The organism is Micrococcus sp. KRD096 (assembly GCF_017168495.1).
Lineage (GTDB): Bacteria > Actinomycetota > Actinomycetes > Actinomycetales > Micrococcaceae > Micrococcus > Micrococcus luteus.
This window is the reverse complement of sequence record NZ_JABFAY010000006.1, coordinates 57,453-69,206: the sequence shown is the minus strand read 5'-3', so window position 1 is coordinate 69,206 and position 11,754 is coordinate 57,453. Positions and strand designations below refer to the sequence as shown.

The 11,754-nt window shown below is 72.2% G+C and carries 10 protein-coding genes; 8 read left to right on the top strand and 2 right to left on the bottom strand.

Annotated elements, in window-relative coordinates:
- Positions 1-3: 3 nt before the first annotated feature.
- The 7 genes from J1M41_RS03470 to J1M41_RS03440 all read left to right on the top strand — a co-directional run bounded on the left by J1M41_RS03470 (position 4) and on the right by J1M41_RS03440 (position 8,604).
- Positions 4-1,194, top strand: a complete 1,191-nt coding sequence (locus J1M41_RS03470; RefSeq protein WP_036316460.1) for an ABC transporter permease — start codon at positions 4-6, stop codon at positions 1,192-1,194.
- Entirely contained in the window at positions 1,191-3,071 is a 1,881-nt protein-coding gene (locus J1M41_RS03465) for an ABC transporter ATP-binding protein (RefSeq protein ID WP_170747754.1), read from the top strand. The genes J1M41_RS03470 and J1M41_RS03465 overlap by 4 nt, the downstream gene beginning before the upstream one ends.
- A 148-nt stretch (positions 3,072-3,219) precedes the next feature.
- On the top strand, positions 3,220-5,130 hold the full coding sequence (gene typA / locus J1M41_RS03460; RefSeq protein WP_002855163.1) for a translational GTPase TypA: 1,911 nt from the start codon (positions 3,220-3,222) through the stop codon (positions 5,128-5,130).
- Positions 5,123-5,689 (top strand): hypothetical protein, encoded by a 567-nt coding sequence (locus J1M41_RS03455; RefSeq protein WP_206451153.1) that lies wholly within the window; start codon positions 5,123-5,125, stop codon positions 5,687-5,689. The genes typA and J1M41_RS03455 overlap by 8 nt, the downstream gene beginning before the upstream one ends.
- Positions 5,686-6,012, top strand: a complete 327-nt coding sequence (fdxA, locus tag J1M41_RS03450; protein WP_002855160.1) for a ferredoxin — start codon at positions 5,686-5,688, stop codon at positions 6,010-6,012. The genes J1M41_RS03455 and fdxA overlap by 4 nt, the downstream gene beginning before the upstream one ends.
- Before the next feature lie 5 nt (positions 6,013-6,017).
- A complete protein-coding gene (gene dapC / locus J1M41_RS03445) occupies positions 6,018-7,169 on the top strand; it encodes a succinyldiaminopimelate transaminase (protein ID WP_206451152.1) in 1,152 nt (383 codons plus the stop codon).
- A 148-nt stretch (positions 7,170-7,317) separates the two neighbouring features.
- Positions 7,318-8,604, top strand: coding sequence for a citrate synthase (locus J1M41_RS03440; RefSeq protein ID WP_206451151.1), 1,287 nt, complete (start codon positions 7,318-7,320; stop codon positions 8,602-8,604).
- A gap of 95 nt (positions 8,605-8,699) precedes the next feature.
- Here J1M41_RS03440 and J1M41_RS03435 read toward each other — a convergent pair whose 3' ends face one another.
- Both J1M41_RS03435 and dapD read right to left on the bottom strand, forming a co-directional pair.
- Positions 8,700-9,308, bottom strand: coding sequence for an endonuclease domain-containing protein (locus J1M41_RS03435; protein ID WP_241247690.1), 609 nt, complete (start codon positions 9,306-9,308; stop codon positions 8,700-8,702).
- Between the two features lie 236 nt (positions 9,309-9,544).
- The gene (gene dapD / locus J1M41_RS03430; RefSeq protein WP_206451150.1) at positions 9,545-10,510 is read right to left on the bottom strand and encodes a 2,3,4,5-tetrahydropyridine-2,6-dicarboxylate N-succinyltransferase; all 966 of its coding nucleotides are present in this window, start codon (positions 10,508-10,510) and stop codon (positions 9,545-9,547) included.
- Positions 10,511-10,579: 69 nt separating this feature from the next.
- Here dapD and dapE point away from each other — a divergent pair, with 69 nt between their 5' ends.
- On the top strand, positions 10,580-11,716 hold the full coding sequence (dapE, locus tag J1M41_RS03425; protein ID WP_098092273.1) for a succinyl-diaminopimelate desuccinylase: 1,137 nt from the start codon (positions 10,580-10,582) through the stop codon (positions 11,714-11,716).
- Positions 11,717-11,754: the final 38 nt, after the last annotated feature.

The following is an 11,754-nucleotide window of genomic DNA, read 5'->3' as shown; positions in this document are numbered from 1 at the left end:
CAGATGACCACCAACAACTCCTCGACGACGGGCGCGCAGCTCGACGAGAAGCAGATCTTCGACCTCGCGGAGGCGGAAGACGCCAAGCTCCGCGCCAAGGCCGGGAAGTCCTACTCCCAGGGTGCCCTGGTCCGCAAGCGGTTCTTCCGCCACAAGGCGGCGATGATCTCCCTGATCGTGCTGGTCTTCATCACGCTGATGGCGTTCTCCTCCATCGGCTTCGCCGGCATCCCCGGCTGGTGGGACAAGTCCTACACGGCCGCGGCCTCCGTAGTGAACGGCGGCCGCCCGACGCTCTCGGTCGTGCCGCAGGCCTTCGGGGGCGAGGGCATCCGCTGGGGCGAGCATCCCTTCGGCCAGGACACCACGGGCAAGGACTACTTCGCCCTCGTGATGCGCGGGACCCAGCAGTCCATGATCATCGCGGCCATCGTGGGTCTGCTCTCCACCGTGATCGGCGCGATCGTCGGCGCCGTGTCCGGCTACTTCGGCGGCTGGGTCGACTCCGTGCTGATGCGCCTGACCGACCTGATCATCGTCATCCCGCTGCTCGTGCTCGCCGCGGTGCTCGGCCAGATGGCCAGCGGCATGAAGATGGGCATCCTCCCGCTCGCGGTGGTGCTCGGCCTCGTTTCCTGGACGTCCCTGGCCCGTCTCGTGCGCGGCGAGGTCCTGTCCCTGCGCGAGAAGGAGTTCGTGGCGGCCGCCGTCGCCATGGGCGCCAAGCCGGGCCGCCTGATCTTCAAGCACCTGCTGCCCAACACGATCGGCGTGATCGTCGTGAACGCGACGTTCGCCATCGCGGGCGCGGTGCTGCTGGAGACCTCGCTGTCCTTCCTCGGCTTCGGCGTGAAGGCGCCGGACTCGTCCCTGGGCCTGCTCATCTCCGACTACCAGAACGCGTTCACCACCCGTCCGTGGCTGTTCTGGTGGCCCGGCATGATCATCCTCGCGATCGCCCTGTCCGTGAACTTCCTCGGCGACGGCCTGCGCGACGCCTTCGACCCGCGCCAGGGTGCGGGCGCCCACCGCAGGCCCCGCTTCTTCGGCCGCCGCGCGGCCGCCACCGAGGCCGGTGCGACGACGGCGGGCGGTCTGGCCGCGGCCCCGACGGCCGGTCGGATCGAGGCCCCCGTGGAGGAGGCCGGCGGATCCGCACGGATCTCCGACGCGGACGAGGACGGTCAGCGATGAGCGCGAACGACAAGAAAGGCCGATCCATGTTCGGCAAGAAGAACGAGAACGACGTGACCGCCGGCGGGCAGGGCTCGCACGCGGCGTCGTCGGCCGACCTCGAGGCGCGCGGCGCCGCCGTGCCCGGGTCCTCCGGCGACGGCGGCGTGCCCCCGGGCCCCGCGACGAGCGCGATGGGCGTCGTGGCCCGCCACGACGACCTGGGCGGCGAGCCGGTGCTGGCCTTCCGCGACGTGGACGTGAAGTTCGCGACCGAGTTCGGCGAGGTGCACGCGGTCAAGGGCGTGACGTTCGACGTCAAGCCCGGCGAGGTCGTCGCCCTCGTGGGCGAGTCCGGCTCCGGCAAGTCCGTCACGAGCGCCACCGCCATGGGCCTGCTCCCGGGCAATGCGGACATCACCGGCTCCGTGCAGCTGGCCGGCCGCGAGGTGCTCACCATGACCCCGGGGCAGCTGCGCGACATCCGCGGCGACGAGGTGGCGATGGTGTTCCAGGAGCCCATGACGGCCCTGAACCCCGTCCTCACCGTGGGCGACCAGCTCACGGAGGCCCTCGAGCTGCACGGCATCGCCTACGGCACCGAGGCGGACAAGCGCGCCGTCGAGCTGCTCACCATGGTGGGCATCCCCGACGCCGCCACCCGGCTCAAGCAGTACCCCCACCAGTTCTCGGGCGGCCAGCGCCAGCGCATCGTCATCGCGATGGCGATCAGCTGCTCGCCGAAGGTGATCATCGCGGACGAGCCCACCACGGCGCTCGACGTGACGGTCCAGGCCGAGATCCTGGAGCTGCTGCGCTCCCTGAAGAACAAGATGAACACCGGCATCCTGCTCATCACGCACAACATGGGCGTGGTGGCGGACATGGCGGACCGGGTGTGCGTGATGCTCCACGGCGAGCTCGTGGAGCAGGGCTCGGTGCACCAGGTGCTCCAGCACGCCCGGCACCCGTACACCCAGAAGCTGCTCTCGGCGGTGCCGCGCCTCGGCGAGCCCCTCGAGGTGGCGGAGCCGGAGCCGGTCACGGCCACGCAGACGCAGGCCCGGTACGCGATCGAGGCGGAGAACCTCCACCTCGAGTACGACCACCGCGGCAAGAAGAACCGCGTGGTCCACGACGTCAGCTTCCAGGTGGCCCCGGGCGAGATCCTGGGCCTGGTGGGCGAGTCCGGCTCGGGCAAGTCCACCATCGCCAAGTCGGTGCTCGGCCTGCTCACCATCGCGGAGGGCTCGCTGCGCATCCAGGGCCACGACCTGGCGACGATGCCCAAGGCCGAGCAGCGCGCCCTGCGCAAGAACATCGGCGTGGTCTTCCAGGACCCGGCGGCCTCGCTGGACCCGCGGTTCCCGATCGGCGACATCATCACCGAGCCGATGGTCGTGCACAAGGTGGGGGACCGGCGCTCGCGCCTGGCCCGCGCCGAGGAGCTGCTGGACGCGGTGCGTCTGCCGCGCTCCGTGGTGAACCGGTACCCGCACGAGCTCTCCGGCGGTCAGCGCCAGCGCATCTCCATCGCCCGCGCCCTGACCCTGGACCCCCAGGTGCTCATCGCGGACGAGCCGACCTCGGCCCTGGACGTGTCCGTCCAGGCCGCCGTGCTGGACATGTTCGCGGAGCTGCAGCAGCGCTACGAGTTCGCGTGCCTGTTCGTGTCCCACGACCTCGCGGTGGTGGACATGCTGGCCCACAAGGTGCTCGTCCTCAAGGACGGCCGCCAGGTGGAGCAGGGCCCCACGGAGGAGGTGCTCCACCGTCCGAAGGAGGAGTACACCCGTCGCCTCCTGGCGGCGGCGCCCGTGCCGGACCCGGACCAGCAGGCGGAGCGTCGCCAGGAGCGCCGCGAGTTCCTCGCCTCCCTCGGCGAGGGCGTCTACTGACCGCGCGGGTCGGCGGCGGGCGCGTCCCGCCGCCGACCCCGGGCCCACCGGCCCGCCTGTCCACGGCGGCCCCTGCGCGTACAATCGCACGGGGGCCGCCGTCGTCGTGTGCCTCCACCCCTTTGATGTCGAACCGGACAGGACGCCCATGACCTCGACCGAAACCCGCCGCTCCGATCTGCGCAACGTGGCCATCGTGGCCCACGTGGACCATGGCAAGACCACGATGGTGGACGCCATGCTGCGCCAGACCGGTGCCTTCAACACGCACGGCGACGTCGCCGAGCGGGTCATGGACTCCGGGGACCTGGAGAAGGAGAAGGGGATCACGATCCTCGCCAAGAACACCACGGTGTTCTACTCCGGCCCGTCCGCCCCCGAGGGCGAGACCGTCACCATCAACGTGATCGACACCCCCGGCCACGCCGACTTCGGCGGCGAGGTGGAGCGCGGCCTGTCCATGGTGGACGGCGTCGTGCTCCTCGTGGACTCCTCCGAGGGCCCGCTGCCCCAGACCCGCTTCGTGCTCCGCAAGGCCCTCGCGGCCAAGCTGCCCGTGATCCTTGTGGTCAACAAGACGGACCGCCCCGACGCGCGCATCGACGGGGTCGTCTCCGACTCCATGGACCTGCTGCTCGGCCTGGCCTCGGACCTGGCCGAGGAGGACCCGGACCTGGACCTCGACTCGGTGCTGGACGTCCCCGTCGTCTACGCCTCGGGCAAGGCCGGCCGCGCCTCCCTGACCCAGCCCGCCGACGGCGCCCTGCCGGAGGCCGAGGACCTCGAGGCCCTCTTCAACGTGATCATGGAGCACATCCCGGCCCCGTCCTACACCGAGGGCGAGGTCCTCCAGGCGCACGTCACCAACCTGGACGCCTCCCCGTTCCTCGGCCGCCTCGCGCTGCTGCGTATCTTCAACGGCACCCTCCGCAAGGGCCAGCAGGTCGCGTGGGCCCGCCAGGACGGCGCCCTGAAGACCGTGAAGATCACCGAGCTGCTGGCCACCAAGGGCCTCGAGCGCGTGCCCGCGGAGGAGGCCGGCCCGGGCGAGATCGTCGCCGTCGCCGGCATCGAGGACATCATGATCGGCGAGACCCTCACCGACGCGGAGAACCCGAAGCCGCTGCCGCTGATCACGGTGGACGACCCGGCCATCTCCATGACCGTGGGCATCAACACCTCCCCGCTGGCCGGCCGCGTCAAGGGCGCCAAGGTCACGGCCCGCCAGGTGAAGGACCGCCTGGACAAGGAGCTGATCGGCAACGTCTCGCTCAAGGTGCTCCCCACCGAGCGCCCGGATGCGTGGGAGGTGCAGGGCCGCGGCGAGCTCGCCCTGGCCATCCTCGTCGAGCAGATGCGCCGCGAGGGCTTCGAGCTCACCGTGGGCAAGCCGCAGGTGGTCACCCGGACCGTGGACGGCAAGGTCCACGAGCCGATGGAGCGCATGACCATCGACATCCCCGAGGAGTTCATGGGCGCGGTCACGCAGCTCATGGCCGCCCGCAAGGGCCGCATGCAGGAGATGTCCAACCACGGCACGGGCTGGATCCGCATGGAGTTCCTGGTCCCGGCCCGCGGCCTGATCGGCTTCCGCACCCGCTTCCTCACCGAGACCCGCGGCGCGGGCATCGCCTCCTCCTACGCGGCCGGCTACGAGCCGTGGACCGGTGAGATCGAGTACCGCACCAACGGCTCCCTCGTGGCCGACCGGGCGGGCTCCGCCACGCCGTTCGCCATGATCAACCTGCAGGAGCGCGGCACCTTCTTCGTGCAGCCCGGCGCCGAGGTGTACGAGGGCATGATCGTGGGCGAGAACTCGCGCGCTGACGACATGGACGTGAACATCACCAAGGAGAAGAAGCTCACCAACATGCGTGCGGCCTCCTCCGAGTCGTTCGAGGGCCTGACGCCCCCGCGCCGGCTCACCCTGGAGGAGTCCCTCGAGTTCGCCCGCGAGGACGAGTGCGTGGAGATCACCCCCGAGGACATCCGCATCCGCAAGGTCGTCCTGGACGCCAACGAGCGCCTGAAGGCCGCGCGCGCCCGCGCCCGTGCCTGATCGCCCCCGCCGCCGCGCCCGGCCCGCCGACGTGGTGGGCGGGACGCTGCTCGGCGTCGTCGCCGGCGCGCTCGGCACCGCCGTCCATCTGAACCTGGCCTCCCTGCCGGGCGGCTGGACCCTGCCCTGGGGTGCGGTGCTGGCGCTCGTGCTCGTCGGCTCGACACAGCGCTGGTGGATGGTCCGACGCGCGGGCCGCGGCGGGCGCGCCCTGCCGGCGGGGGCCGCGGTCGTCGTCGGCGCGTTCACCGCCGTCCTGGCCCTGCAGCGCCTGCCGCTGGACGATGCCCTGGGGGTGTCCTGGACGGCCGGCCTGTGGGCGGCGGCGCCGGGCGCCGTCGTCGCCTCCGTGGCCTGGAACGTCGGTCAGCCGGCGCTCGGCCTGGTCCTGCTGGCGGCGGGCCGGCGGCTGGACCGCCGACCCGCAGGGGTCGCCGCCGGTGCCACGCGTCCCCGCCGGGCGACTGTGACCGCCCGCGAAACGCGTCCGGGGGAGCGAGTACCCTGGACCGCAGCCCCGCAACCCCGTGCCCAGAGAGAGGTGGACGGTCAGTCATGACCTATGTGATCGCGTTGCCGTGTGTGGACGTCAAGGACAAGGCGTGCATCGACGAGTGCCCCGTGGACTGCATCTACGAGGGTGAGCGCATGCTCTACATCCACCCGGACGAGTGCGTCGACTGCGGTGCGTGCGAGCCGGTGTGCCCCGTCGAGGCCATCTACTACGAGGACGACACCCCCGACGAGTGGGCCGAGTACTACAAGGCCAACGTCGAGTTCTTCGACGACCTGGGCTCCCCGGGCGGCGCCGCCAAGCTGGGCATGATCGCCAAGGACCACCCGATCATCTCCGCCCTGCCCCTGCAGAACGCCGACGCCTGAGCCCCATGCTGACGCTGCCGGACTACCCGTGGGACACGCTCACCCCCTACCGCGAGCGTGCCGCCGCCCACCCGGACGGCGTCGCGGACCTGTCCATCGGCACGCCCGTGGATCCGACGCCGGCGCTGATCCGCCGGGCCCTGACCGAGGCCGCCGACGCGCACGGCTACCCGACGACGCACGGCACGGACGCCCTGCGCCGCGCGGCCGTCGACTGGTACGCCCGGCGCCGCGGGGTGTCCGGGCTGGACCCGGCGGCCGTGGTGCCCACGGTCGGGTCGAAGGAGTTCATCGCGTGGCTGCCCACGCTGCTCGGGCTGGGTGCAGGCGACGTCGTCGTCCACCCCGAGGCCGCCTACCCCACCTATGCGGTGGGCGCGCTGCTGGCCGGGGCGGAGGCCGTGGCCGCGGACGACCTCGACGCGCTGGCGCCCGAGGTGCGTGAGCGGGTGCGCCTCGTGTGGACCAACTCGCCGGCCAACCCCACCGGTGCCGTGCTGGACGCCGCGGCGCTGCGCCGCACGGTCGACGCCGCCCGTGGCGTGGGCGCCGTGGTGTGCGGGGACGAGTGCTACGCCGAGCTCGGCTGGGACGCGTGGGACGGGGCCGTCGTGCCCTGCATCCTGTCCGACGAGGTCTCCGGCGGCGACCTGACGGGCCTGCTGAGCGTCTACTCGCTGTCCAAGCAGTCCAACCTCGCCGGCTACCGCGCCGCGTTCGCCGCGGGGGATCCGGAGCTGGTGGCGACCCTGGTCAACACCCGCAAGCACGCGGGCATGATCGTGCCGGCCCCGGTGCAGCATGCGATGGCCGTGGCCCTGGCCGACGACGCGCACGTCGCGGAGCAGAAGGACCGCTACCGCCGCCGTCGGGACGCGCTGCGCACGGCGCTGGAGGCCTCCGGCCACACGGTGGACCACTCCGAGGCGGGGCTGTACCTGTGGACCCGGCGGGCGGACCTGGACCCGGCCGACGCCACGGCGCAGGACTCGTGGGACCTGCTGGGCGAACTGGCGGACCTGGGCATCATCGCCGGGCCCGGCGTGTTCTACGGTGCCGGCGGCGACGGCTACGTCCGCGTGGCGATCACCGCCACGGACGAGGCGGTCGCCCGGGCCGCGGCGAGACTCACCGCCCGCGGGCCGCGGACCGGCTGAGCCGGGGTCGGGGGCCGTCGTCGGGGGAAGCGACCGCGCGTCCCGGGCCGGTCCTTGATAGTTTGGAGCAGAGTCGTCCCCGTGTGGGCGCGCCCACATGGGCGTGCGAACCCGGGCCATCGAGAAGACAAGACGAGGGAGCACACCCGTGACCCATCACGAGTCCGTCCGGCTGACCGTCGGCGAGCAGAGCCTGGACCTGGGCGTCGAGCACGCCACAGAGGGCAACAACGGCATCAACATCGCCCCGCTCCTGAAGGAGACCGGCGACGTCACCTACGACCCGGGCTTCATGAACACAGCGAACGCCAAGTCGGCCGTCACGTACATCGACGGCGACCAGGGCATCCTGCGCTACCGCGGCTACGCCATCGAGGACCTCGCCGAGCACTCCTCCTTCATGGAGGTGGCCTACCTGCTGATCTACGGCGAGCTGCCCGAGTCCAAGGAGACCCTGGAGGCCTGGGAGACCAACATCCTGCGCCACAACATGGTGCACGAGGACCTCAAGCTGTTCTTCAACGGCTTCCCGCGGGACGCGCACCCCATGCCGGTGCTGTCCTCCTCCGTGTCCGGGCTGTCCACGTTCTACCCGGACTCCCTGGACCCGCACGATCCGGAGCAGGTCCACATCTCCACCGTGCGTCTGCTGGGCAAGCTGCCGGTGCTGGCCTCCTACGCGTTCAAGAAGTCGCTGGGCCAGCCGTTCATGTACCCGCACAACTCGCTGAACTACGTGGAGAACTTCCTCCGCCTGTGCTTCGGCGTGCCGGCCGAGGAATATGACATCGACCCGGACGTGGTCAAGGCCCTCGACCTGCTGCTCATGCTGCACGCCGACCACGAGCAGAACGCCTCCACCTCCACGGTGCGCCTGGTCGGCTCCACCCAGGCCAACCTGTTCGCCTCGGTGTCCGCCGGCATCAACGCCCTCTACGGCCCGCTGCACGGCGGCGCCAACGAGGCCGTGCTGAACATGCTCCGGAAGATCAAGTCGGAGGGCATCACGCCCGAGGACTTCATGGAGAAGGTGAAGAACAAGGAGGACGGCGTCCGCCTGATGGGCTTCGGCCACCGCGTGTACAAGAACTACGACCCGCGGGCCAAGATCATCAAGAAGACCGCCGAGGACATCCTGGGCAAGATGGGCGGCAACGACGAGCTGCTCGAGATCGCCCAGCGCCTCGAGGAGAAGGCCCTCGCCGACGACTACTTCGTGGAGCGCAAGCTCTACCCGAACGTCGACTTCTACACGGGCGTGATCTACAAGGCCATGGGCTTCCCGGAGAAGATGTTCACCGTCCTCTTCGCCCTGGGCCGCCTGCCCGGCTGGATCGCCCAGTGGCGCGAGCTCATGGAGGACCCGGCCACCAAGATCGGCCGCCCGCGCCAGATCTACGTGGGCGAGCAGCTGCGCCAGTACCCGCAGCGCTGATCCGGGGGCGCCGACCCTGCGTTGGGGGCGGTTTCGGGTGGTATTCCGACGGAATACCACCCGAAACCGCCCCCAATGCGTTCGCCGGAGCGTGCTCACGTCGAGGCGGAGGGGCTGAGGCGGCGTCGGACCACCGCGACGACGCCACGGAAGTCCTCGCGCCCATCCGCCCAGGTGACGCGGAGCGTCGTCCAGCCGCGCGCCTGCCCATAGCGGTCCCGGCGGGCGTCGCGCGCCTGCTGCTCCCGCGTGCGGTGCCCCGCGCCGTCGTACTGCAGGGCCAGGCGCACGCGGCGGTAGGCCAGGTCGGCCACGGGGGAGAAGGGGTCCCCGGGCTCGAGCGCGGCCTGCAGCTCCGGCTCCGGCAGCCCGCCGGCCACGAGGGCCAGGCGCAGGCGGGTCTCGGGCGGCGAGTCCGCCCCGACGCGAACGGAATCCAGCGCCTTCCGCGCGGCCGGGCGGCCATGGAAGCGTCCGGACGCGTGCAGCGCCGACCGCAGCGCGGCGATCGTGGTGGCCGGATCCGTCCGGCCCGCGGGCGTCCACGGGTGCCGGACGGCGTGGTCGCCGGCGGCCACGAGGTCCTCGAACGTCCACGGGGGAGTCAGGGAGCACAGGTCCAGCCAGGTGCGATCGACGGTGGTGACGCGCAGGCCGTGCACGAGCGTGACGAACTCGGGCGCCAGCGGCCTGCGGTGGTCCATCAGCCCGGCCCGCCGGACGCGTCGCGTCCCCCGGGCCACGGTGAGGTGCACCGGCGGGTCGGCCTCGAGTTCGCCCGTCGCCGGGTCGCTCTGTCAAGGGCCATTGAGTTCTGCCCATAGGCGGCCAGTGTTTCTTCCCGCTGGTGGCCATCAGAACTGCCCACTGGTGGCCAGCTGGTTTGCCCGTTTGGGTGGTGGTGCTGGCCACCGTGATGGGAGGGGCCGGGTGCGCCGGGTCAGTTCGCGTGCAGCGCCGCGTTCAGTTCGACGGTCCGGCCGGCGCGGGGGAGGGCCTCGACCCCGCCCGTGGTGGAGTTGCGGCGGAACAGCAGGTTCGGCACGCCGGAGAGGTCCACGGCCTTCACAGTCCGCGCCGCCTCGCCGTCCTGCAGCACGCTCACGCGCGTGCCCGCGGTGACGTACAGACCGGCCTCGACCACGCAGTCGTCGCCGACGGAGATGCCCACGCCGGAGTTCGCGCCGAGCAGCACGTGCTCGCCGATCACGATCCGCTGGGTGCCGCCGCCGGAGAGCGTGCCCATGATGGACGCGCCGCCTCCGACGTCGGACCCGTCGCCCACCACGACGCCGGCCGAGATCCGGCCCTCGACCATCGAGTGCCCCAGGGTGCCCGCGTTGAAGTTCACGAAGCCCTCGTGCATCACGGTCGTCCCCTCGGCCAGGTGGGCGCCCAGGCGCACCCGGTCCGCGTCGCCGATGCGCACCCCGGAGGGCACGACGTAGTCCGTCATGCGCGGGAACTTGTCCACGCCGTACACCTGCACGGCGCCGCGGGCACGCAGCTTCGCCCGCGTCAGCTCGAAGTCGGCGACCGCGCAGGGACCGTGGTTCGTCCACACCACGTTGGTGAGCAGCCCGAAGACGCCGTCGAGGTTGAGCTCGTTCGGCCGCGCCAGGCGGTGCGAGAGGGCGTGCAGGCGCAGCCACGCGTCCGCGGTGGAGGCCGGGGCGGCGTCCAGGTCGACCTCCAGCTCGACGACGGCCTGCGTGGTCCCGCGGTCCGCGTCGTCCGCGGCGAGGGCGCGCAGGGTGTCGCGCAGCGAGGCGTCCGCAGCGGAGAGCGGACCGGCCACGGGGGCGGGGAACCACACGTCCAGGACGGCGCCTTCGGCGGCCGTGGTGGCCAGGCCGTGGCCGGAGACGAGACGGGGGGAGGGCTGCTGTGCAGCGGTCTGGGTCATGCGCCTCAGCCTAATGAGCGGCCGGGGCACGCTGCAGGGCGGTGGGAGGCGCGTCCGTAGACTGGACACATGAGTCTCACCCCCGTGCCCCTGCCCGACCTCGCCGATCCGGACCTCGACGTCGCGGCGCTCACCGCCACGCTGCTGGACGTGCGCTCCGTCTCGGGGGAGGAGGGGCCGCTGGCCGACGCCGTCGAGCAGGCCCTGCGCGCCCTCGGCGGCCTCGAGGTGCGGCGGTTCGGGGACGCCGTCGTCGCCCGCACCGCTCTGGGGCGGCCGACCCGCGTGATCCTCGCCGGGCACCTGGACACGGTGCCCCTGCCCACCGTGCCGGGCTCGCGCGGGACCGTGCCCTCGGCGTGGGACGGGGACGTGCTGTACGGCCGCGGAGCCGTGGACATGAAGTCCGGCGTCGCCGTGCAGCTGGCCCTGGCCGGCCGCTTCGGCCGCGCGGACGGCCCGACCCCCGTGCACGACGTCACGTGGGTGTTCTACGACCACGAAGAGGTCTCCTCGGACCTCTCGGGCCTCGCCCGCGTGGCCCGCCAGGCCCCCGAGCTGCTGGAGGGCGACTTCGCGGTGCTGCTCGAGCCGACCGACGGCGTCGTGGAGGGCGGCTGCAACGGCACGTGTCGGTATCGCGTCACCTTCCCCGGTGTCGCGGCGCACTCGGGCCGCGCCTGGCGCGGCGACAACGCGATCCACAAGCTGGCCCCCGTGCTCACCGCCCTGGCGGCGTACGAGCCGGCCACGGTCACGGTGGAGGGCCTGGAGTACCGGGAGGGGCTGCACGCGATCCGCGTGGCCGGCGGCGTCGCGGGCAACGTCATCCCGGACGAGGCGTCCGTGGACCTGAACTACCGGTTCGCTCCGGACAAGACCCTCGACCAGGCCCACGCGCACGTCCGCGCGGTGCTGGAGGGGGCCGGTGTGGACTGGGACGCCCAGGTGCGGATCGACGACGCCTCGCCCGCCGCCCGCCCCGGTCTGGACCGGCCGGCCGCCGCCGCGTTCGTCGCCGCCGTCGGGGGAGAGCCCCAGCCCAAGTACGGGTGGACGGACGTGGCGCGGTTCTCGCAGCTGGGCGTGCCCGCGGTCAACTTCGGCCCCGGCGACGCCCTCCTGGCCCACACGGACGACGAGCACGTGCCCCGCGAGGCGGTCCACGCGTGCCTCGCGGCGCTCGCGGCCTGGCTGGCCGGCTGACCCGACGACGTCGGCCGCCCCCGTCGGCCGCCGCCACC